Origin of the sequence: Bartonella sp. AC158YNML, from assembly GCF_042196725.1 — a bacterium.
GTDB lineage: Bacteria > Pseudomonadota > Alphaproteobacteria > Rhizobiales > Rhizobiaceae > Bartonella.
In genome coordinates this window covers 227,318-251,236 of sequence record NZ_JBHIQU010000002.1, presented here as the reverse complement: position 1 = coordinate 251,236, position 23,919 = coordinate 227,318, and the positions used below count along the sequence as shown (strand labels likewise).

18 protein-coding genes and 1 pseudogene are annotated in these 23,919 nt (G+C 35.7%); 14 read left to right on the top strand and 5 right to left on the bottom strand.

Annotation, left to right across the window (positions count from 1 at the left end; translation table 11 throughout):
• The first annotated feature begins 196 nt into the window (after positions 1 to 196).
• The gene (locus tag ACFIM1_RS02215) at positions 197 to 940 is read left to right on the top strand and encodes a 16S rRNA (uracil(1498)-N(3))-methyltransferase (RefSeq protein ID WP_375609066.1); all 744 of its coding nucleotides are present in this window, start codon (positions 197 to 199) and stop codon (positions 938 to 940) included.
• Positions 941 to 999: 59 nt separating this feature from the next.
• The gene (locus tag ACFIM1_RS02210; protein ID WP_375609067.1) at positions 1,000 to 2,373 is read left to right on the top strand and encodes a glutamate--cysteine ligase; all 1,374 of its coding nucleotides are present in this window, start codon (positions 1,000 to 1,002) and stop codon (positions 2,371 to 2,373) included.
• 938 nt (positions 2,374 to 3,311) lie between these two features.
• Here the strand turns inward: ACFIM1_RS02210 and ACFIM1_RS02205 are convergent.
• Positions 3,312 to 3,440, bottom strand: coding sequence for a hypothetical protein (locus tag ACFIM1_RS02205; RefSeq protein ID WP_375608568.1), 129 nt, complete (start codon positions 3,438 to 3,440; stop codon positions 3,312 to 3,314).
• 902 nt (positions 3,441 to 4,342) lie between these two features.
• Here ACFIM1_RS02205 and ACFIM1_RS02200 point away from each other — a divergent pair.
• Positions 4,343 to 5,698 (top strand): L-cystine transporter, encoded by a 1,356-nt coding sequence (locus ACFIM1_RS02200; RefSeq protein WP_375606445.1) that lies wholly within the window; start codon positions 4,343 to 4,345, stop codon positions 5,696 to 5,698.
• Between the two features lie 7 nt (positions 5,699 to 5,705).
• Here the strand turns inward: ACFIM1_RS02200 and ACFIM1_RS02195 are convergent, their stop codons facing one another.
• Complete coding sequence (locus ACFIM1_RS02195) at positions 5,706 to 6,584, bottom strand: methyltransferase (protein ID WP_375606444.1); 879 nt, start codon at positions 6,582 to 6,584, stop codon at positions 5,706 to 5,708.
• Positions 6,585 to 6,780: 196 nt separating this feature from the next.
• On the opposite strand from ACFIM1_RS02195, the gene ACFIM1_RS02190 reads away from it, so the two are divergent.
• Together ACFIM1_RS02190 and grxC are read left to right on the top strand one after the other, a co-directional pair.
• Entirely contained in the window at positions 6,781 to 7,566 is a 786-nt protein-coding gene (locus ACFIM1_RS02190; protein WP_375609068.1) for a ComF family protein, read from the top strand.
• A 46-nt stretch (positions 7,567 to 7,612) separates the two neighbouring features.
• Positions 7,613 to 7,870 (top strand): glutaredoxin 3, encoded by a 258-nt coding sequence (grxC, locus tag ACFIM1_RS02185; RefSeq protein ID WP_375609069.1) that lies wholly within the window; start codon positions 7,613 to 7,615, stop codon positions 7,868 to 7,870.
• A 17-nt stretch (positions 7,871 to 7,887) separates the two neighbouring features.
• Here the strand turns inward: grxC and ubiG are convergent, their stop codons facing one another.
• Positions 7,888 to 8,631 (bottom strand): bifunctional 2-polyprenyl-6-hydroxyphenol methylase/3-demethylubiquinol 3-O-methyltransferase UbiG, encoded by a 744-nt coding sequence (gene ubiG / locus ACFIM1_RS02180; protein ID WP_375609070.1) that lies wholly within the window; start codon positions 8,629 to 8,631, stop codon positions 7,888 to 7,890.
• A gap of 189 nt (positions 8,632 to 8,820) precedes the next feature.
• Between ubiG and ACFIM1_RS02175 the strand changes: the two genes are divergently transcribed.
• On the top strand, positions 8,821 to 10,077 hold the full coding sequence (locus tag ACFIM1_RS02175; protein WP_375606440.1) for an aspartate kinase: 1,257 nt from the start codon (positions 8,821 to 8,823) through the stop codon (positions 10,075 to 10,077).
• A 1,219-nt stretch (positions 10,078 to 11,296) separates the two neighbouring features.
• Here the strand turns inward: ACFIM1_RS02175 and nhaA are convergent.
• Complete coding sequence (gene nhaA / locus ACFIM1_RS02170; RefSeq protein ID WP_375606439.1) at positions 11,297 to 12,658, bottom strand: Na+/H+ antiporter NhaA; 1,362 nt, start codon at positions 12,656 to 12,658, stop codon at positions 11,297 to 11,299.
• Positions 12,659 to 12,806: 148 nt separating this feature from the next.
• Positions 12,807 to 14,513 carry a hypothetical protein gene (locus ACFIM1_RS02165; RefSeq protein WP_375609071.1) on the bottom strand — a complete coding sequence of 569 codons (1,707 nt, stop codon included), beginning with the start codon at positions 14,511 to 14,513 and terminating at the stop codon, positions 12,807 to 12,809.
• 354 nt (positions 14,514 to 14,867) lie between these two features.
• On the opposite strand from ACFIM1_RS02165, the gene ACFIM1_RS02160 reads away from it, so the two are divergent.
• The 8 genes and pseudogenes from ACFIM1_RS02160 (at position 14,868) to ACFIM1_RS02125 (ending at position 23,911) form a co-directional block, all read left to right on the top strand.
• Positions 14,868 to 16,640, top strand: coding sequence for an SLC13 family permease (locus tag ACFIM1_RS02160; RefSeq protein WP_375609072.1), 1,773 nt, complete (start codon positions 14,868 to 14,870; stop codon positions 16,638 to 16,640).
• A gap of 104 nt (positions 16,641 to 16,744) precedes the next feature.
• Positions 16,745 to 17,010: pseudogene (locus tag ACFIM1_RS02155) on the top strand (XRE family transcriptional regulator).
• 494 nt (positions 17,011 to 17,504) lie between these two features.
• Positions 17,505 to 18,176: a tetratricopeptide repeat protein gene (locus tag ACFIM1_RS02150; protein WP_375609073.1), complete on the top strand. Its 672-nt coding sequence runs from the start codon at positions 17,505 to 17,507 to the stop codon at positions 18,174 to 18,176.
• Between the two features lie 4 nt (positions 18,177 to 18,180).
• Positions 18,181 to 19,605 (top strand): ribosome biogenesis GTPase Der, encoded by a 1,425-nt coding sequence (gene der / locus ACFIM1_RS02145; protein ID WP_375609074.1) that lies wholly within the window; start codon positions 18,181 to 18,183, stop codon positions 19,603 to 19,605.
• 2,122 nt (positions 19,606 to 21,727) lie between these two features.
• Entirely contained in the window at positions 21,728 to 22,162 is a 435-nt protein-coding gene (locus ACFIM1_RS02140; protein ID WP_375608580.1) for an AtpZ/AtpI family protein, read from the top strand.
• Between the two features lie 7 nt (positions 22,163 to 22,169).
• Complete coding sequence (locus ACFIM1_RS02135) at positions 22,170 to 22,928, top strand: F0F1 ATP synthase subunit A (RefSeq protein WP_375608581.1); 759 nt, start codon at positions 22,170 to 22,172, stop codon at positions 22,926 to 22,928.
• Positions 22,929 to 22,982: 54 nt separating this feature from the next.
• Positions 22,983 to 23,213: a F0F1 ATP synthase subunit C gene (locus ACFIM1_RS02130; RefSeq protein WP_004860748.1), complete on the top strand. Its 231-nt coding sequence runs from the start codon at positions 22,983 to 22,985 to the stop codon at positions 23,211 to 23,213.
• A 131-nt stretch (positions 23,214 to 23,344) separates the two neighbouring features.
• Entirely contained in the window at positions 23,345 to 23,911 is a 567-nt protein-coding gene (locus ACFIM1_RS02125; RefSeq protein ID WP_375608574.1) for a F0F1 ATP synthase subunit B, read from the top strand.
• Positions 23,912 to 23,919 lie beyond the last annotated feature (8 nt).

The following is a 23,919-nucleotide window of genomic DNA, read 5'->3' as shown; positions in this document are numbered from 1 at the left end:
ATGAACGGTGTATTATCTAAACTTTTATGAAAGCAGAATCACTTAAAGACCGATAGGTTCCTATTATCATCTCATAAAGCTAAAAAAACTCTATAAATTTTTCATATATTATAGTTCTATAGATATATTTTTTTCTTTTTGTTATATATTTTTCTTCATTTTCTCGATGATGATAGTGAGCTTTGGCAAGATTTTTATGCGCATAAATTATAAACTTAAAAGATTATTTATTAGACAGACATTGGCTTTGAATGAAGAAATAAAGATAGAGGGGGCGCAAGCTTTTTATCTTGTGCATGTTTTGCGGATGAAAGAAGGAGCAGAAATTTTACTTTTTAATGGACAGGATGGTGAATGGCTTGCTAAACTTATCATTGTAAAAAAAAAATTTGTTGTGGTTCAGCTTATCCATCAAGAAAGATTACAAACGAGGCATTCTAATCTTATTTATTGCTTTGCTCCACTTAAAAACGCGCGGTTGGATTATATGGTGCAGAAAGCTGTTGAAATGGGGGTATCGATTTTGCAGCCTGTTATAACGCATCGTACGCAGGTTACGCGTATCAATATGGCGCGTATGGAAGCCAATGTTATTGAAGCTTCTGAACAGTGTGGCATTTTATCTATGCCTGAATGCGTATCTGCTCTATCATTAGCAGAACTTTTAGCACAGTGGGATGAGACACAGCCTTTATTCTTTTGTGATGAAGAGCATAAATCGCATAATCCATTACCTTCTTTTAAAAAGCGTGACGTTACAACACCTGGTGTTCTCATTGGACCAGAAGGTGGGTTTAGTGAAGAAGAGCGGAGCTTTTTAAAAAAACATCCTTTTGTGGTTCCAATATCATTAGGTCCGCGTATTTTACGCGCTGACACTGCCGCTGTCGCTGCTTTGGCTCTTCTTAATGCTACCGTGGGGGATTGGGCAATGGATTGAGAAGTCTGTAAAATCATTCTAAACAATTCATTTAAGACGATGATAGGATATGATAAGTTATGGCGCTTGATATAACCGATGAAAGTGAAATTTATAACTTAGATTCCTTGGTTAGCTATTTCCAAGGGGGGTATAAACCAGAAGATGATTGGCGTATTGGTACAGAACATGAAAAATTTCCGTTTTATAGAGATGGTTTTCTTCCTGTTCCTTATGAAGGTGAGAGAGGAATCCGAGCGCTTTTAAAGGGGATGCAAAGCGTTTTAGGATGGGAACCTATTTTAGATGAAGGGAATATTATTGGGCTCGTAGGATCAGGTGATCAGGGGGCTATTTCTTTGGAACCTGGGGGACAATTTGAATTATCGGGTGCACCATTAAAAACAATAGGTCATACTTATAACGAGTTGATGCAGCATTTAGCTCTTCTCAAGAAAATTTCAGAACCATTAGGGATTGGTTTTTTAGGTCTTGGTGCTAGTCCAAAGTGGACTTTGGCTGAAACGCCGAAAATGCCTAAGTCACGTTATCAGATTATGACTGATTATATGCCGAAAGTGGGGCATAATGGTCTTAATATGATGTATCGCACATCAACGGTTCAGGTTAATCTTGATTTTTCATCTGAAAGTGATATGCGGCAAAAAATGCAAGTATCTATGAAGTTACAGTCTATTGCGACCGCATTATTTGCAAGCTCACCTTTTACAGAAGGACGTCCGAATGGCTTTTTATCTTGGCGTTCTGAAATTTGGCGTAATACGGATAATCAGAGGACAGGGGTTCTCCCTTTTATATTTTCTGAGTGCTTTGGTTTTGCTGATTATGTTGAATGGGCCCTTGATGTTCCAATGTATTTTGTTGTTCGTGATGGTCGTTATTATGATTGTACACACATAACGTTTCGTCAGTTTATGAATGGAGCATTAAAAGGACAAGTTGCAAATTCAATTCCAAATATGGGAGATTGGATTAATCACCTATCAACGTTATTTCCTGAAGTCCGCTTAAAAAGATTTTTAGAAATGAGAGGAGCGGATTGTGGTTCTTGGAAGCGTATTTGTGCGTTGTCAGCTTTTTGGGTTGGGCTTCTTTATGATAGAGAAGCACTTAATGAGGCGGAGGCTTTGACAAAAGATTGGTGTTTTGAAGAAGTTTTAGAGTTGCGCCAACGCGTTCCAAAAGAGGGGTTAAAAACTCCTTTTCGTCAAACCATTCTGTTAGAATTAGCACGTCAAGCCCTTGCTATTGCACGCAAGGGCCTAAAAAATCGCAAACAGTATGATGCGAATGGTTTTGATGAAACAAATTTTCTTAATCCTTTAGAAGAGGTTGTTGCAATAGGGCAAACAGATGCTGAAAAATTGTTGTCCTATTACTATTCTATTTGGAATGAGTCTGTAGAACCTGTATTTTTAGAATGTGCTTATTAAATTTGAGGCAAAGACATTTTGTACTTTTTTAAAAATGCATATCACTGTGGTGGCTCATTCACTCACTTATCTTAGAAAGAATATTTCCCCTTGCTTTCACACATTGTCTCGTAAATGATACAATACAAAGATCTCTTAGTCTCTGTTATTTTTATATCCAGATTAATACTGTCACGATATTTCCGTAACCTCAATCTTGTATCTTTATCTTAGAGATGGATCATAAGAGATATATTTAGCTTGTTATCAAATATTTTTATCCACTTGGCTCATCACGCTTATGAATAAGTCTGAAAACAATATTTTTCACTTTTTAATAAAGGAATAAAAATATTATTTGTGTTTAATAATCTTATCCAATATTAAATTATTATCATTCAATATACGATGTTTATATGAATATGAAGTATTTTTTATGTGGAACAAAATACAAAAATTTAGTTGTTGTACAGGCAAGCTGCAAATACTTATTTTGTTTGCTAAACATAGAGTGGGCTGCTTAACTTTTTGTTGCTTCCATTTTTTATTAGCCAGATCTTATAAGGATTCTTATCCCTTTTTTTATCATTATACGATATAATTACGCTGTCATTATGCAGACAATAGCTGTATTTTTAAAACGGGTAAGGAAATTACATGTTATTATTTTCTCTGGACGCATAATTTGTTCTTTTCGGTTAATGGGAGTTGGAGAATCTAGAAATTTTTTTCCATATTCAGCCATCAGATCATGAAAGTCTTCTGCAAGTTTTGCGAGAAAAACATCTTTTTTCAATGAATCAAATGAGTATTGTATTTGATTAGTGAGCAGATCTTCATCTTTGGATTATTTGCCAAACAACAGCAAAACGTCCACAAAAGGCAAGTATTGTGTGATAATGCTTTAAAATATCCAATTGTGGAGGTTCAATTTGTAGTTCTATTAAATATTTTTAAAATCATACCTTATCATATTCTACAGATGTAACAGGTTTTGTCTTACTTTGAAAGACTTTTATAACTTCTTTTGCTATTTCCTTTTTTTCACGATATTCTAAGTCTTTATGGTTTTGACTGATAAAGTTCATTGTACGGATTCAAATCGTTCACTTTAGTATATCCAAATGATATTAATACAGCAAACAAAAGTATCAATAGAGAAGATACAACAATAAATGTTATGGTACGCTTCATGAGTAATTTAACTCCTTATCTTCAATAAATAGACCGATATTAAATACGTCTATGATGACGATTGATATCATTTAGTTTTGTTATATCAACAGGATATATGGTATTTTTGTTGGTATTGTGTTTTAGGGTGTGTTGAGTAATGTTTTATATTATTAGTTGTATTGCATTTTATAGGTATTGTGGTTTTCGAAGTCTTCACATTTGAGATTTTTTTGTTATTGAGAGGGCATATTTTTATGTCTATAAAGAGAATTTCGAAAAACAAAAAAGCTTCCATTGAGAGCAGAGAAAGAATGTGTAAAAGGTGTTATCCATAAAATAATTATATTTGAAGTGCTGATCAAAATTGTTGAGAGTGCCGTCCATAAAATTGGCAAGAGTGGCTTGATCTTGTATTTTTCAGAAAAGTTATGAATGTTCGATTATTAATTAACCATTGTTTGGAAAGCTCTTTTCAATTCAAAGAGCAAAAGAGAGTGATAAGGGCATTTAGAGTGATAAGATATGTTGGAGTTATTCAGTATTAAGATGCTATGAGTGCTGTTTATATTTCTCTTTTTAAATTATTTAATGAGAGTATAAATTTAAATAATAGGAAAATAATTTTATTTATTTTCTTTAAACATTTATTAGTAGATAAAAAATTCTCTTTTAATCTATAAATTGAAAAATAATGGTTTTGTAAAAACCTTGTAAGTTTTATACTTTAACTTTCAAATATCATGCATTGATTTTGAGGTATGTATGTTATTTACATCAATCATAAACAATAGTGGATATAGACTGGGCATAGACAATGACATTTAATTTTTTTATCAATTTATTTCTATTTGTTATTTTTTTATTGTGGATTGCTCAGAGTAAGAGAATGCAATGGAGTCTTTCACTCCGTGTTATGCTAGGGCTTATCCTTGGCTTGATTTTTGGTAGTATTTTACAGTTTGTTTATGGAGAGGGTGAAGGCACTTTATTGAAATCCGTTGAATGGTTTAACATTGTTGGTGAAGGCTATATTTTATTGTTACAAATGATTGTTATGCCACTGGTTTTTGTCTCTATCGTTTCAGCGGTTGCTCATTTACATTCTGTTTATGCTGTTGGAAAGATGAGTATAATAACAATTTCAATATTGCTTTTTACAACGGCTCTTTCAGCATTGGTTGGCGTGCTTGTGGTTAATTTCTTTGGATTAACAGCAAATGGTTTGGTGCATGAAGGGCAAAATGTTTCTGCTATTCTTGAAGGTCATATTTCTCAACTTGGAGATATGAATATACCAAAGATGATTTTGTCTATGATTCCTAAAAATCCATTTGCTGAATTGAGTGGAGCTAAACGTACGTCAATTATCAGTGTTGTGATTTTTGCGTCATTTTTAGGTGCAGCGGTTCTTCTTTTAAAGAAAGATGAGCCAGAAAAAGGAGAAAACGCGCTTTTATTTATTCAAGTGGCACAAGCTTGGATTATGCGGTTGGTCCGTATAGTGATTGCTTTGACGCCTTATGGTATTTTTGCTCTTATGACGAAAGTAGGAGCGATATCACGTATTTCAGATATTTTAAATTTACTGGTTTTTATTATTGCCTCTTATGTCGGTATTATCTTAATTTTTGGTATTCATGGTGTACTGCTTGGCATTTCTGGGATTAATCCCTTTCGTTTTTTCAAAAAGGTTTTACCGGTTTTAACATTTGCTTTTAGCAGTCGTTCAAGTGCTGCAAGTATTCCTTTGAATATTGAAGCGCAAACGCAGTGGATAGGAGTTCCGCAATCCATTGCGAGTTTTGCAGCTTCTTTTGGGGCAACAATTGGACAAAATGGTTGTGCCGGTCTTTATCCAGCGATGCTTGCGACCATGATTGCACCCTCTATGGGTATTAATCCTCTTGATCCTACTTGGATTGCTACGCTTGTTGGGATTGTAACGTTGAGTTCTATTGGTGTTGCTGGTGTGGGGGGAGGGGCTATCTTTGCTGCATTGATTGTTTTACCAATTATGGGATTTCCTGTTACTTTGGTTGCTGTACTCATCTCTATTGAACCGCTAATTGATATGGGACGTACTGCTCTAAACGTGAGCGATTCAATGGTAGCTGGAACAATTACCAGTCAAATGTTACGAACAACGGATAAAAGTATTTTAAAAAAATGATTTTAGGTTATGTTTTTTTAGATTGTAAAACATCTGTAAGAGATATTTGCGCTGAACCAGGTTGTAGGGGTTTTTGTTGATTGGGGTGAGGGGCCCAACCAGAGAGCCAGATGAAAGAAAAATGTGCACGAATACGTCCATCAGGATCACTAAATCGTTGTGCATAGATTTCAGCTGCGCGGAGAAAAAAACGTTTGGATACAGGGCGTCGTGAACGATTTATGTGTGCATTTTGCATTCCCATAGCTTTAAGATCGTGCATAAGATCAAACATTGTATTATAACGTATTGTGATATCTTCAACGTCTGCTACAGGAAGGGCAAAGCCAACACGCTGTAAAAGAGCGCCTGCATCACGAATGTCGGCAAAAGGGTAGACCCTAGGGCTTGCTCCATCATAAATTTCACTTTCAGCTTGCAGTAGGCTTTCGCGCAATTCTCTTAATGTACCAGCTCCTGCCATAACAGCAAGAAATAAGCCATCTGGTTTAAGAGTATTTTTTATCTGGCTTAGAACACCAGGGGTATCATTGGTCAATTGTAATGAAAGAAGTGAAACAATAAGGTCACAGTAACTTTGAGGTAAATCAAGAAATTCTCGATGACGTAAATGAAATTTTTTATCATGGCTTTGATAAAGCGTATCGGTTTCAATACGTTCTATGGAACAAACTTTTCCAGACTTCATTAAAGCTTGCGCAGCAAGGTCTGTATGGCTGTGTAAATCGAGAGCTAATGTAAAGAGGCGATCAACAGTACTAAGACGTTTATAGAGATCTTCTGCTATGTGAGAGAGTAAAAAGTCATATCCTTTTTTTGCTTTTTGGAAAGCGCGTTTGCGGAATTGTTCAATGCGGTTATGATCAAAAATTAAAGGATGCGACATATTGTAGAACACTTTCTCTCTATGAAAGAATATATTTTGAAAAGGTTCATTATTTGTGCAAGCTCTGTCAAGTTTATAATATGAAAGAAAATAAATTTATAGAAGGTAAGAGTTTTTAAAGGAATTAAAATTATAAATTGAGGAAATACAAAGGAACTTTTGTTCTACGGGGAACTTGTAAAAGCCTAGATTTATAATGTTGTACTTTCGAGAAGCGGCGTTAAATAGCAACGATATACTAAGTAGATGCATTGAACGCTTGAAAACAATGCTTTATCCCCCAATTTGTCCTGGATGTAAGCAAAATGTTTCTACTTATGGTACGATTTGCTCCGAATGTTGGAAAGAACTTCAATTTATCACAAAACCTTATTGTCCTGTTATGGGGACTCCTTTTGTTTGTGATATGGGGGAGGGGTTTCTCAGTGGTGAAGCACTTCGTAATTCTTATCCTTTTTCACGTGTTCGCTCGGTCATTGTTCATAAGGGGCTTGCACGAACTTTAGTAACGCGTTTAAAATATGGTGATCATATAGAATTGGCATCATTTATGGCCAAGTGGATGATGTTTGCTGGACGCGAGGTTATTGATGATTGTGATGTTATTATCCCCATTCCATTGCATTTTCGTCGTTTTTGGGAGAGGCGTTATAATCAATCTGCTGAGCTTGCACGTTATATTGCAGAATCACAAAAAAAGCTTTTAAAACCGGGGTGGCTTGTTCGTTGTCGGCATACCCGTCCGCAGGTTAGTCTTTCTTCAAGAGAGAGAAAACTTAACGTAAAAAATGCTTTTAAGGTTTCGCATAAGGTTAAAAAATACCTTAAAGGATGTTCTGTTTTACTGATTGATGATGTTTTTACAACGGGTGCAACAGTTACGGCAGCAGCCTCTGCATTAAAAGATGCAGGTGCACGACAGGTTGATGTGCTAACATTTTCGCGTGTCCTCAAAGAAGATTCTATTTATCCCTCTTCTTAAGAGAAACTTGAAGTGAATATTATAAAAAATATTGGAGGAAACTATTATGAAAGAGATAATAATTTATACACGTCCCGGTTGTCCTTATTGCATAAAAGCTCGTGATTTACTTGATAAAAAAGGCGTAAAATATACAGATATTGATGCTTCTACATCCCGTCGCCAAGAAATGGTACAGCGCGCAAATGGACGTAATACATTTCCGCAAATTTTTATAGGTGATTATCACGTGGGCGGTTGTGATGATCTTTATGCTTTAGAGGCTGAGGGACAGCTCAATTCTTTATTACAAGGCATACAATAGTTGTAAATGAGATATTCTTAAGACCGTTTTGCGAGAAGGAGGTAGTTAACGTCCATGTCTTTTGAGCGATTCCAGCTGTCGTTTAATGGGTTATAAGTAATACCTATCTCATCAATGACAGCTAGAGCATTTTGTGATAAGAAATTTTTAAGTTCTAGAGGTTTTAGGAATTTTTTATAATCATGTGTTCCTTTAGGAAGCCAACGTAGGATATATTCAGCGCCTACAATAGCAAGCCCCCATGCTTTCCATGTGCGGTTGAGTGTCGAGACAAACATCAACCCTTGTGGTTTCAGCATTTTTGCTGTAGCTTCTATGAAGAGATTAACGTCAGCGACATGTTCAACAACTTCCATATTAAGGATGATATCAAATTTCTCTCCTTCGTTGGCGAGTGCTTCTGCCGTAGTGGTACGGTAATCAATTAAAAGATCATTTTGGGTTGCATGAATTTTTGCGACTTCAATATTCGTTTGTGAAGCATCAACGCCTACGACCATAGCGCCAAGACGTGCCATTGGTTCACATAACAAGCCTCCTCCACAGCCAATATCAAGAATTTTCAAATTCTCAAAGGGTGTAAGTGAAACAGGATCACGATTAAACTCTAAACAGATTTTTTCTCTGATGTAAGCAAGGCGTGTTGGGTTAAATTGGTGAAGAGGTCGAAATTTTCCTTGTGGATTCCACCATTCTGTAGCAATACGTGAAAAGTGATCAATTTCACTTTGATCAATAGTTGTCCGCGTTTTATCTATCATTTTGCTTTCCTTTTATTTTTTAATGATCACGTCAAGTAGATTTTATAAAAAGTCAAGAGAAATTAATATAATCATAATGAAACTTGCACAAATGATAGATATTCGCTATGTCGAGTAAATGATTAGTTGATAGAGCATCTTATTCTCATTACCGTTTGAGATAAGAGATGTAAAGATAGAGTATTATTAATGGCGCGCATTGTCATGAAATTTGGTGGAACATCTGTAGCAAACATTGAATGTATTCATAATGTTGCACGGCATGTCAAAAGAGAGGTTGATGCAGGTAATGAGGTTGCCGTTGTCGTATCTGCAATGGCTGGTAAAACCAATGAACTTGTTCAGTGGACGTGTGATGCTTCGCCTATACATAGAGATGTTCGTGAATATGATGTTGTGGTTGCTGCTGGTGAACAGGTTACTTCTGGTTTGTTGGCTTTGACACTTCAAACAATGGGCGTGAATGCACGTTCATGGCTTGGTTGGCAAATTCCTATTCATACAGACAATGCGCATGGCCGTGCACGTATTACTGATATTGATGGATCTTTTTTAATAGAGCGTTTTCAGGAAGGTCAGGTTGCTGTTATTGCTGGTTTTCAGGGGGTAACTCCGGATAATCGAATTTCTACCTTAGGACGTGGGGGATCAGATACAAGTGCTGTTGCTATAGCAGCGGCTGTACAAGCTGATCGCTGTGATATTTATACGGATGTGGATGGTGTTTATACAACGGATCCACGTATAGAACCGAAAGCGCGTCGTTTACCAAAGGTAGCTTTTGAAGAGATGCTGGAAATGGCTTCTCTTGGTGCAAAAGTTTTACAGGTTCGTTCTGTTGAATTGGCAATGGTTCATAAGGTTCGTACCTTTGTGCGTTCAAGTTTTGAGGATCCTGATGCTTTAGGCATGGAGGATCCAATGAGTTCTTCTGGAACACTTATTTGCGATGAGGATGAAATTGTGGAACAACAAAATGTTACTGGTATTGCTTTTGCTAAGGATGAAGCACAAATTTCCCTTCGTCGGCTTGCCGATCGTCCAGGGATTTCGGCAGCAATTTTTGGCCCCTTGGCTGAAGAGCGCATTAATGTTGATATGATTGTGCAAAATATTTCTGAAGATGGCTCAAAAACTGATATGACTTTTACTGTACCATCAGCAGATGTAGAAAAAGCCGTTGCTCTTCTTGAGAAAAATCGTAAAGAAATTGGATTTGATGTTCTCCAATTTGAAAGCGATCTTGCCAAGGTTTCTGTGATTGGTATTGGAATGCGCAGCCATGCAGGTGTTGCTGCTACAGCTTTTAAGGCTTTGGCTGAAAAGGGTATTAATATTCAAGCAATCACCACCTCAGAAATTAAAATTTCTATTTTGATTGATAGTGCTTACACTGAACTTGCGGTTAGAACATTACATGCTGTTTATGCTCTTGATAAGGGGTGAGCATTTTTTAGTTTCAATAAAGTTTCAATAACGTAAAGCTTTAATATATATTAATAATTTTTATTAAGAATAACTTATATTTTGAACTTAAATGAGAACTATTCAATACAGAAAAATGCTCTCATTTTAAACTTATTCATGATCTTGAAAACGGGAAGACAGTTTAACTCTGGGAGACTATGAAGTTGTAAAGGTAAAAATCAATACTCATCTTTACGCTTATAAGGGAGAAAGCGAGCCGCACTAAGGTTATTTTCAGTTTCCAGTATTGTGCAACTTTTGCTTTGAAATAAGGAAACCTTCCGGTATTTTGCTTTCTTACCCGAGTGATAAGACGATAAATGATCCTTAAAAATATATTTGCCCAAAAAATAATATGTTTTTTAAAGAAGGCTAGGATTAAAGCTGTTGATAATACTGACAATAAAGTCAGTAACGAAAAGATGGATTTGTTGGAAAAATGAGCTACGGGATTACTTAACTAATTATTGGGTCTGCTTGCTATGTTGACGTTATAAGTGATAGGTGAGGTTGGAAGAACTGTTGTGGCTATAAAGGGCAGTAAAAAAATTATATTATTTCAATAAATTAACGTCTATATACTTTATTATAAAAACAGCAGCTTGTAAGAATTGTAATGATGGAGTTAAGGTGTTTGAAACAACTCTCTATAATTTTTATACAAACAGTTATGGTGAGAAAGTTGTTTTGTGTTGATTAACTCAATATACTTTATTCATGTGCATTGAGTAGCCAAGATTTCAGTGATAGCTTCAAATGAAGATATATTATTTACATTACTATTAATTATTGTTTCTTATTTTTTCGTTATAATTAAATATAACATATTGATTTATAATAGGAATTCATTGTTTCTTTATAGTGGATAATAGCTTTGATGAAAGATCGCTTCTCCTATCACAAATCCCTTTATATTAAATCAATTAAAATTATTTCTGTGTACGCTACAAGTGGGACTGGTATATGAGTAAACTTTATTGAAGAAAGGAATAAAAAAAACGTCTCTTATGAATTCTCTCAAGTGTCAAGAGTTGTTGACATGAGAGGTTGGCAAAATAGTACGATGATGTCAGTTTACATCTTCATAGATGTAAAGATGAGGTAAAACAACGGCTTTTACGTTCAATATTGTCCAAATCCAACAAATGAATAGAATCACTTTTTAAAAAGCTCGTATAAAAGTCTATTTTTAGTTAGTTTATTGGGAACTATGAGCAACGTCTTTATTGCGCTTAATATAAATAAATCCATATCCTAGACCGATAAGAGCAGATAAACCAGAGCCACAAAGTACTCCAATTTTTGCAGCATCAAGAAGGATAATATTTTTAAAAGCAAGCATTGAAACAAAGATAGACATTGTAAAGCCAATTCCTGCTAAAAAACCAATGAGTAAAATACCTGTCCATGTCATATGAGGAGGGAGGCGGCATAGACCTGATTTTACAGCTAGATAACTGGCAGTGATAATGCCAAGCGGCTTACCGATGAAAAGCCCAATAACAACACCAAGAACAATCAAGAATGATTTATCGGAAGAAAGGTCAAAGTTTGCAAAACTTACTCCTGCATTTGCAAAGGCAAAAATCGGCATTACACCGTATGCAACCCATGGATGCAATGCTTTCTGAACACGGGTTACTGGAGCAATTATGGCACGCTGTCCTTTGCGCATTTTTTTCAATGCGGTTGAAATATGATGGAGATCTGTTTTAATATTTTTTTCTTGAAGAATTTGCATAGCATTGCTGAGCGTGGTGAGTGGCGCTACAAGAGTCCGAGTAGGAAAAACAGGAGTCATCATCCCTAAAATTACACCAGCAAGTGATGGATGAACGCCTGTTACCATTAAACCCCACCAGATGATTGCACCAGGTAAAATGTAAAGCCATGCTGATGCAAGTCCAATCCATTGAAAGAATAGCACTAGAGCAATACCTGCTCCTGCAATCATTAAACCACTAAGATCAATGTTTGTTGAGTAGAAAAAAGCAATAATAAGAACAGCTATAATATCATCAATAATCGCGAGTGATAGAAGAATGATATGAAGATTAGAAGGAATTTTTTTTCCAAGAAGAGCAAGAATACCGAGAGCAAAGGCAATATCTGTTGCTGTTGGTACGGCCCAACCATGTATATGCCCATCATTAAAGTTGAAGATAAAATAAATAATTGCAGGGAAACAAACACCCCCTATTGCAGCAACAATTGGTAAGATTGCTTGTTTAAAATCGGCAAGAGCACCTTCATGAATCTCGCGTCGGATTTCCATTCCAGCAACGAGAAAAAAAATAGTCATAAGAGCATCATTAACCCAAAAATGCAAATCCCATGAAAGAGTGAAATGCCCCAAATTAAAACCAAGAGGTGTATGCCAAAAAGATTCATAGAGATCAGCATATTTAGAATTGGCAAAAATGAGTGCAGAAGCAGCAGCTAATAAAAGAACAATACCACTAAGAGCTTCAATATGGAGAAAACGCTCGATAGCAGAAAGCGCTTGATTGGTGACACGAGAAGCGCGATTAGGCAAGCGATTTGAAGATAAATCAGACATGAACAACTCCAAGTATCGACAATTTTATGATTCTATATTCTCTTATGTAAATGACTCTGTGTGAAGTCTTCTGTATCATATAAAAGCAAAAAGAGGAATAAAGTTCTTAATTTATAGACAAGATCATCATGTTTAAAGCACCAAATGTTCAAGGCGATGCTTCATTTTTAATAGTGAGATCTACTTTGCTTAAAGCCTTGGATAGATCATTTTGTAAAGCAGATTCGAGATCAATTATTGTGAGCCCTTTATTATCTTTTGCTTTAATTTTAACGCTCAATGTTTGCGGATTTTTAGCAAATTCACCTAAGGATTTTGAAATTTTTTCTGCTTCGTCATGATTTTTTAACAGAATGTTAGGGGTCTGCGTCATCATTAGATAGAAATCGTCATAGAGTTCCTTTTTAAGATCATGTTTGCTGTCATTAAGAGTTTGCGCAAGATAAGAAAAAAGCTTATCAATGAAACCTGCATCCTTATATTGTATATCAATTTCATTGATGCCAAGGTCTTGAGAAGCAGCAATCATTACATTTTTCTGACCAGAAAAAAGCTTTTCATCAACATCAATAACCTTGGCTGATATGTACCCAGATCCGACGTCTTTCATATCGAAAGACATTGCATCAAGAAAGAGCATACGTTTTTTTTCATCATAAGAAATATCAATTTTTCCTGAAATGTTAAAGTGCTCAAAGTTCAAATTTTTGAAGAGTTCTAAGTCTTTTTCATTCATGTTTTTAGGTAAAACGGAAAGGTTATTGAGGGAAAGAAAAAGTTTTTTAGGGATAGGTTGTTTCCACAAGCTTGGTTTGAATTGGAATGATTCGAGTGTTGCTTTCAACTGTGGTATATCAACGGTGACGTTATCAACTTTGGCATCGGCTGAGGTAATGGCGAGCAATATGTTTAGAAGTAGACCATTTTGTGCTATTTTTTCAGCGGTTTTATTATTCTCTTTTCTTGCATTAAGATAAGCTTTGATCAATTTTTCAGGAGTTTGTTCAAGTGGCTTCATCTTTAAACCAGATGTTTTAAACTGTTGGAGAAAGAAAGAGCTGTTTTTTTCTGCTTCTTCAAAAATATCAACGCTTATATTATTCAGGGCAATGGGACCAGTAACGGTTTTACCTTGATTGAGAGTATTGTTTTTTCCAAAGATGATAGAATAGGCGTAGTTGATGTCGATATCATGGGCTTTTATTGTATCACTTTTAGCCATAAGCTGCATCTGTTTGGCACCATTGACTGCAACTGTTTTAAGATCCATATTTTTGATACTAACTGAACGGATATGGCCATTTCTAAAATCAGAAAGCTGGAAATTATTGACTTCAACCGTTTCTATTTGCTTATTTTTATTTTCTATAGAAAGTTGTATATTGGGAGCAATAATTGAGGAAAGCTCAATACGCATCATTGTTTGTAAAAGACGTGATGAGAGTGTTCTATCTTTTTCTTTTAAGAATACACTCCTAAGAGAGATTTTAGGAATTTGCACATGAATATTATTATGCTTTAAATCAACATTATAGAGTGTGAAAGTTCCAGGAATAAAGGAAAGAGGAGGACGGGCAGAAATGGCACCAATTTTAAGTGATGTACCGGCTGGAACGGGTAATGTAACATTTTTCAAATTGACTTTACCTAGAATGCTTACTTCAGATGTTTCTGCTTTTATGGCGTGACGGGTTATCTCTTTCCTTACAAAATTGTCAAGATAGGGTTTTGCGATATAAAATCCACCAACCATTATAATTGCCAAGATAGCAATAAATCCAATAATGCAAGTAAGCCAATATCTTAGGTGACTTTGATACCCACTATTAAGATTGACCATTTTTTCTTCTTTCATTTTTATCACTCGTTAAATTTGAGAGTGAAGATAAACTCTTTTTAAGCAACGACAAAGGTTAAAATATAGCGTGTACCAGTTTCAACAGTCATTTATGCCCTATATTAGAGGTATTCTTATCTTTTTAGCAATATAGCTTTATCAAATTTTATCAAATTTCTTTGGATTCAGCACTTTATAGAAAATCACACATAATGAAGAGAGGTAAGTTTATGCACATCATAATTTTTATCACTTTAAATTATCTTAAAATATTCCTATGTCTGCTTTTATCTTGCTGCTGTTTATAGGAATATTTAAAACATCAAAGATATGTTTTTATTCATTATAATTTAATGGGGAGAGGTGAGTGTTATGACAGAAAATCAAATAATGACCTTTTTGATCATTGGTCTCATGATGGTTATTTTTATTTGGGATCGATTTCGTTATGATCTTGTCGCTATTTGTACATTGTTAATAGCTTGTGCTCTTGGTCTTGTTAGTCCGAAGGAGGCTTTTAGCGGTTTTAGTAATGATATCGTTATTATCGTGGGGAGTGTGTTTGTTGTCAGTACTGCTGTATCTCGCTCTGGTATAATGGAATTTATTATTCAACGAATATGGCCAGAGGTGAAATCGGTGCGTCTTCAATTAGCTTTTTTGGTTATTTCTGTTGTCGTGTTATCAATGTTCGTTAAAAACATTGGTGCTTTGGCTATTATGCTTCCGATAGCTTTTCAGTTTGCTCGTCGTTCTCAGGTTTCTCCTTCTGTCTTTTTGATGCCCATGGCCTTTGGTTCTTTATTGGGGGGGCTTATGACACAGATAGGAACATCTCCCAATGTTGTTATTTCAGCGATGCAAGAACGTTTAGCAGGAACACCTTTTACAATGTTTGATTTTACACCAGTTGGTGCGGTTATTGCGACGGCTGGTGTTTTATATTTGGTTTTGTTTTATTGGCTTTTGCCTGTGCGTGTACGTTCAGGTGTATCATTTGATGATGCCATTGATATTCGTAATTATGTTGCAGAGGTGCATGTCCCAATAAATTCACCGATTGTGGGGAAAAATATTGTTGATTTGGTTAAGCCATCAAGTGGTGATGTTATGGTGATTCAAATCATCAGAAACAAAGTATCTATTTCACCATTACCAGATTTTGTTTTGTCTGAAAACGATATTGTTTTGCTGGAAGGATCACATACAGGGTTAGATAGTGTGATAAACTCTGCTCGTTTAGAGTTTTCTAAGGGGCGAACTATTTCTACAGGTGATAAGGACAGTGACATTGATATTATTGAAGCAGTTATCACCCATAATTCACCTCTTATTGGTATTAGTGCGAAAGAGTTTTCCTTATTTGATCGCTATAATGTAAATTTTCTTGCGTTAAGTCGTCAACATGAAAGGGTGCGGGGAAGACTTGATGATATTATCTTTCATCTTGGAGATGTGATTGTTTTGCAAGGACAGGATGCAGTTATTCCAAATTTGTTAAGGGAATTGAAATGCTTGCCCCTAGCAAAACGAAATATTGTGTTTGGAAATTTACGACATGGTTTCATCTCTTTAGCTGTTTTATTTATAGCAATTATTTTTACAGCTTTTCATATTGTTCCAGTTGCTTTTTCTTTCTTTTCTGCTGCTGCTGCAATGGTGATCTTTCGTGTTTTGCCAGCGCGTGATTTGTATCAGGCATTAGATGGTCCAATATTAGTACTATTAGCGGCTCTTATTCCAGTGAGTGAAGCGTTAGAGAAAACAGGATGTACGGAGCTCATTGGTCAATGGCTGAGCCAATTGGCAATATTTTTCCCGCCATCCGGTGCTTTAGCGCTTATGTTGGTGACAGCTATGTTGGTTACGCCATTTTTGAATAATGCAGCAACAGTGATGATGGTAGCACCAATTGCGTCAAGTTTTGCTCATTCTCTTCATTATAAGCCTGAAGCTTTTTTAATGGCTGTTGCAATCGGTGCAGGTTGTGAGTTCCTTACACCTATCGGACATCAAAGCAATATGCTCGTGATGGCGCCAGGAGGATACCGTTTTAGTGATTATCCACGTTTGGGGGCTCCATTGGCGGTGTTGATCGTTATTATTGCTGTTCCAGTGCTTATGTGGGTTTGGCCATTACAATAAGATATTTTCAGAAGCTTTGAGTATCCATTACAAAAGGTTATTAATTGTATAAAGATAAATTGAAGGGATACACTTTCTTTGGCAAAATTTTATGAAAACTTCGCATTGATCATTCAGAACGTCTTTCAAATATAGTTGATAAATTAGGTTTATCTGTGTCATTTTTATCTTCTGTAGAAATTGGTAGAAAATCTGTTCTAGTAGGCATGGAAGAGAAAATCATAGAACTCTATGCTTTAGATCAAGAAAAAGCTTCTCTGTTAAAAAAGAAGCCTATCTTTGTCGAAAGAATTTTACAATAAAACCTTCTAATCCGTTGCAACATGAAACTGTTGTTGCATTTATGCTACTTTTAGATGTCTTATTTTAAGGGGCGTTAGCAGATTTCAAAGAAATGTTAGAAACACTCCATGAAGTATGCTTTTTGTAGAGGCTATTGCAAAATTCTATTCCCCAACTTTTATTTACGCATCCCTCATATTAAAAAAGATATATAAATACAGTAAGCTAGATGAATAAAGAATGGTATTAAAATCCTATAATCGAATACAATACAATGATTGTGTTAAAGACTTCAAAAGATATCTTTCATATAATAGAGAGGGAAGGGTGCTGAAGATGGTAGGCAATCATGGATAATATTAAAGCAGTGATTTTTTTATAAGATTCAAAAGTTGTGATGTAAGCTTAAAGAACATTTACATCGTTTTTGACTAAGACAGTTGCAAAAATCCAATTGATTTGGTTACATGTCAATTTGAAATAAATAAATCAGTAATTTAAAGATTTTAGTTGATTTAGGCTACCATCTTTGTCCATTTATGCGTAAAAGCGCAGAGAGTAAATTTTTACAAGGTATGATATATGTCGTATGATAGTTTTATTGCTGAAGTTAATGCTGAATTTCGTCAGGAAAAGGCGCTTGCTTTTTGGAGACGTTATGGTTTTTCAATTATTGGAGCAGTCCTTCTTTTCATCATCATGATAATTATTTATCAAATTTATCATCATGCACAAATAAAGAAAGCCAGCCATATTGGTGACGCATTTATAAAAAGCCTTAATTTTGCGGATACACGTCATTTTGATAAAGCGATAAAGCAATTGGAGAATGTTAAAGACTCTAACTTTGGAGGATATCCTTTTCTTGCTCGTTTGCGGGAGGCTTCTTTACTCATGGAGCAAGGTGATATGATTAAATCAGTGGAGATCTTTGATTCTGTTGCATCGGATGGGAAAGCACCGCAGATTTTGCGGAAAGTTGCAAAAATTCGAGCAGCCTATATTTTAGTTGATACAGGAACTTTGGATGATGTCAAAAAGCGCGTCAAAGAGATGGCAAGTGATGTCGATCCTATGCGTATGTCGGCAAGAGAAGCTTTGGGTTTAGCTGCTTACAAAGCGGATAAAATGGATGAAGCGGTTTATTATTTTAAGAAAATTTCTAAAGAAGGTACTTTGGGGTCAAAAATAACAGATCGGGCTCGAATGATGCTTGAGCTTATGCAGGCCGAGGGCAAGACAAATAAGGAATAAATTGATGAGCCTTACCATTGCTATTGTTGGTCGTCCCAATGTTGGGAAATCAACACTTTTTAATCGTTTGGTTGGGCAAAGGTTGGCTTTGGTTGATGATAAGCCAGGTGTAACACGTGATCGGCGTATGCATGCGGCAAAACTTCAAGATCTACGTTTTGATGTGATTGATACGGCTGGGCTGGAAGAAGCAGGTGATCATACACTTGAGGGGCGTATGCGTTCTCATACAAAAGTTGCAATTGATGAAGCTGATCTTATTTTATTCGTATTTGATGCAAAGAGTGGAATAACACCAAGTGATTTAAACTTTGCTTCATTGGTTCGCAAATCAGGAAAACCAATTGTCCTTGTTGCCAATAAGTCTGAGTCAAGAGCGGCAACGGGAGGAGAGTATGAGGCGTGGTCATTAGGTTTGGGGGAGCCGTGCCCAATATCGGCTGAACATGGTTTGGGACTTAGTGATCTTCGTGATGCAATTATAGAGGCTGTTGGGGCAGAACGCGCTTTTGACAACAACAAAGAGGAAGATATTACGATACAGCCTGCATCTGTTGGTGATGATATAAACAATTTGGAAGAAGAGGGGCTTATGTACGATGAAAATAAGCCTATTCGGATTGCAATTGCGGGGCGCCCCAATACAGGAAAATCTACTCTTATCAATAGTATGCTGAAACAAGAGCGGTTATTAACAGGACCAGAAGCAGGACTTACGCGTGATTCTATTTCTGTAGATTGGGAATGGCGTGGTCGTCATGTTAAACTGTTTGATACTGCAGGTTTGCGTCGAAAATCGAAAATTCAAGAAAAGTTAGAAAAATTATCCGTTGCTGACACTTTGCGTGCTATTTGTTTTGCAGAAGTGGTGGTCATTGTTTTTGATGCAACGATGCCTTTTGAAAAGCAGGATTTACAAATTGCTGATCTTGTGATTCGTGAAGGGCGTGTTCCAGTTATTGCTTTTAATAAGTGGGACCTTATTGAAAATAGTCAGGCTACATTGATTGATTTGCATGAAAAATGTGCACGATTTCTTCCTCAAGTTCGTGGTTTGAGAGCTGTTCCTTTATCGGGACAATATGGTCAAGGAATTGATAAACTTATGGAAAATGTGATGATGATGCACCGTGTATGGAATCGTCGCATTTTGACGGCTAAATTGAACCAATGGCTTGAAACTGTTGTGGCACATCATCCACCTCCTGCGGTTTCTGGACGTCGACTTAAGGTTAAATACATCACACAGGTTAAGACACGTCCTCCTGGATTTATGATTTCTTGCTCGCGCCCCAAAAGTATGCCCCAGTCGTATTTGCGTTACCTTGTCAATGGGTTACGTGAAACATTTGATATGTTTGGTATACCAGTTCGCATATCATTACGAGCCTCTGATAATCCTTTTGCGGCACGTTCCAAGAAGAAATGATAGCGCTTTAATTTTTTAAATGAAAGAAATCTCTACTGCAGAAGCTTAGAAATAAGCTTTTTGATGATCTATTGCGTTCTAAATATAAAAATGAATTAATAACCTCAACAGACAATAATCTTCCTGTTCATAAAAGAAAAAAATTCTTTATTTGCTAAAGTCTTGATTTATCAATAATCATTTATCATGAACGCTATTAATCTGCCCTATCTTTACGCTTATAGAGTAACAAGTTGGTACCATCACATACTTTGCAAGCTCCCAATATTGTTACAGCTCTTGAATTAAGACGATTCATAAAAGGCATTTTTTCTCCTTTCTTCTATGTTTTTATCCACACGCTAATCCTGCTTGTAACATACAAACGAATGGTTTTGATTGATTCAAGGTAAACAGATTTGGAATGAGAGAATCTTAAGATATTCGGAATTCTTATTTAAAATGAATTATCTTGATAAATCAGTATATTGCTATTAAATAAAGTTCTCTCATTTTAATTATCTCTTGATAAAATTATTTATTCGCATGTTATAAGAATAGTTTAATAGGGGGAGTATTTAAGAAAGAGCACACGATTCTCTTAATGGGTTATTTAAATGAAAGAATAGATGCAATATGAGGGTGGGGAAATATAACTATGTGCTCGTTTGAAAAGAAACATTAAATTATCTTTTCATAAAAATAAAGGGTGTGAATAAGCGCTTTTGCTTGCGATAGTTTGTCTAAATAAAAAGCAAAAATACCTGCTGAATCTATCAATATTCAATTATAAAGGGTAAGATTCAACAAGTGGATTAAATTGTATAAAGCGATATGGTGATCGTATTCAAATATTATGTGTTCTATTGGTCTGAGCTATTTAGAATCATAGATTTATTAAGGTCTCGTATTTAAAGAAAGCTCTCTTAATGCCTTCAGGTTCATTTCATGATGATGTCCGTAATGGTATATGTAAAATACCTTGCGAGTAGGTTCATATAAAATCCGCAGAGTATTCTCATTTTCATTAAAATAATAAAGTGTGAGTTTATTTAAATAAAAGACGTAAGCCAACGCCACCATACTGTTTTCCAGCTTTCAATGTTGTACCCATCCTCGTTTTTAAAGAGAGCATAAAAGGCATATTTTCAATCATTTTTAATCACATCCCCCCTGCTTGTGATGTAAAAACAAATAGTTTTGATTGATGTAATATGAACAAGCTTGAAATGTAAAGAATCTTACGACATTCGGCATTCTTAATTTAATATAAAAAATGATAATTTATCCCTATAAATCAAAGCATTATTAAATTTAGAATACTAAACATGAACACACTTGCACATAATCATTCTAGCTTGCAAACAAATGTGATGCTGTTTTGCTTTCCCTCAAAATCATAATTATTGATATCACTTATAATATTTTGAATGTATATGAATTCATCTCCACAAAACAGATAAAATATACCGTATAATACTTTAATAAGATAATTATAAACATCATTGAAACAGTATTCTTGGTAACATAATATACTAAACATATATTCACTGAATGTGCATCAATTGCGTAGGCTTTACTCATCATGGGTTAATGAAAATGGCTATTAATGAAATTCTTACACTTTTTGGGCTCAAGGTATTGATTTATAATGATAGTTTATAATTTTTCGATTTGAATAAGAACTCTGAGTATTAAGATATTTTTACGCATTCATATTGAATTAATCAAAACTATTTGTTTTTACTTCACAAGAAGGGGGGATGTGAGTAAAAATGATTGAAAATATGCTTTTTATGCTTTCTTTAAAAACGAGGATGGGTACAACATTGAAAGATGGGAAACATAGTATGATGGTATCGGGTTACACATTTTGTTAAGCATAAAGATGATGGCTTTATGAGTTTTATATTATTCATGGGAACTTTTTATTATACATTTACGGGTGCTATTATGGAATCGATTTAGGTCCCTAAAAATATCTTTATCAAAAATTGAAAAATACGTTAATTTATGCGATAAAATTTATACGGTAAATTGTGATAGATTGCTTTTAGGATCTTGACGAATAAATTCAGGAACAATATGATACGCACGGTTTTATGAGATGCATTTGTCTTTGCTTTTGATTAAGGAGCCGATGATGGCGATGGGCGAAAAACCCGTTATAAGCTTCAAGGAGGCTGAAGAGAAAAAGCAAGAAGAGTGTTTTCATTCAGAGGATTTGGAATGTCGTAGTAAGAATTTAAGCGTGGCTTTAATGCACAGGCTTGCACTAAAGAAGCGGCAAGGTAAGGATAAGCGGGAGAAATCACAAGGAAAGATGGCAGATGCTATTAGACTTTCCAGTGAGTTTTTAGCAAGTATTATAGTTGGTGTTGTTTTAGGGGTGGGGTTTGATAAGTTAGTAGATTCATGGCCATGGGGATTGATATTTTTTCTCTTCCTTGGATTTGCTGCTGGTGTATTGAGTATTCTTCGGTCTGTGGGGTATGTTTCCTCCAGCCAATTAGGGAAAAAAGGCGTATTGCGCCAAGATGAACAAAATAAAGGGACCAATGAAAGGTCCGATAAATGAGGTTGAAGTGACAGCGCACGCTCCAGATCCTATTCATCAGTTTGAGGTTTCTCGGCTGATTAAGATTTCCATAGGAAATATGGATTTATCGTTTACGAATGTGTCATTGTTTACAGTTATAACGGTTGTTGTGACGTCTATTTTTCTCTTCATTTCATCCTCAAGTCGTGGATTGGTTCCAACGCGGATGCAGTCTCTTTCAGAAATGGCCTATGAGTTTGTAGCATCAACTCTGCGGGAATCATCTGGCGTGCAGGGAATGCAGTTTTTTCCTTTAGTTTTTTCTTTGTTTACTTTTATTTTGGTTGCTAACTTTATTGGTCTTTTCCCCTATTTTTATACGGTTACATCTCAGATCATGATTACGTTTTCGTTAGCAATGGTGGTGATTTTGACGGTGATTGGGTATGGCTTTTATAAGCATGGGATCAGTTTTTTGAAACTGTTTGTTCCCAGTGGGGTTCCTGTTGTGGTTTTGCCTCTGGTGACAATGATTGAGATTATTTCTTTTCTCTCCCGTCCAATTAGTCTTTCTCTGCGTCTTTTTGCGAATATGCTTGCTGGTCATATTACGCTCAAAGTGTTTTCTGGGTTTGTTGTATCAATGGTTGGGGTAGGGCTTGTAGGTGTTGGTGGTTCGATTTTACCGCTTATTATGACTGTAGCGATTACCGCTCTTGAATTTTTGGTCGCATTTCTTCAAGCTTACGTCTTTACGGTTTTAACTTGTATGTATCTTAATGATGCAATTCATCCAGGACATTAATGGAACTGGCGGTTTTCCGTCGAATAATACAATTTCGCTTTAAAGGAGAATAATATGGAATTAGTGCTTGCAGCAAAATATATTGGCGCTGGTCTTGCTTGTTTTGGTATGGCTGGAACAGCTTTAGGGCTTGGTAATATTTTTGGTAGCTATCTTTCTGGTGCATTACGAAATCCATCAGCAGCAGATAGTCAGTTTGGGCGTCTCGTCTTTGGTTTTGCTGTAACAGAGGCTTTGGGAATTTTTTCATTGCTCATTGCTTTATTACTTCTTTTTGGGGTTTGATCATCATCAAAAGGGTCTATCTGTTCTCTACGTGAGGAGAGATTTACCCTTTTTACTCTTAACCAGAGAGATATTAGTCGGTTATCATCGGTTATAGAGGGCTTTATAAGTTATTTAAAGGATGAAAGAAGATGTTTTTTGCCAGCGCTTATGCACAGAATACTGAAACGTCGATAGAGCATATTAAAAAAGTGGCAGAGAAAGCAGATCGTGTGTTTCCGCCTTTTGATTTTGTACATTTTGGTTCGCATTTTTTCTGGTTGGCAATTTCTTTCGGATTTTTTTATCTTTTTATTTCTCGTGTTATTGCGCCGCGTATTGGTGGTGTTATTGAAACACGTCGAGATCGAATTGCATCTGATTTAGATCAGGCAATGCGTATGAAGCAGGAAGCAGACACTGTTGTTGAAACTTATGAGCGGAAATTAGCAGAAGCGCGTTTAAAAGCTCATGCTATAGCGCAGGCAGCTGGTGAAGAGTTAAAAGGAAAGGTGGAGCTTGAACGGAAGGAAATTGAAGAGAGTTTAGAGAAAAAGCTTGCGGATGCTGAAAAACAGATAGCAAAAATTCGGGATAAAGCGATGCAAAATGTTGGTTCTATCGCTGAAGAAGTATCCATTGAAATTGTGAAAAAATTGATTGATGTCGATATCAGCAAAGAAACTGTTCGTTCAGTTGTTAAAACTGCGGATTATTGAGGAAGGCA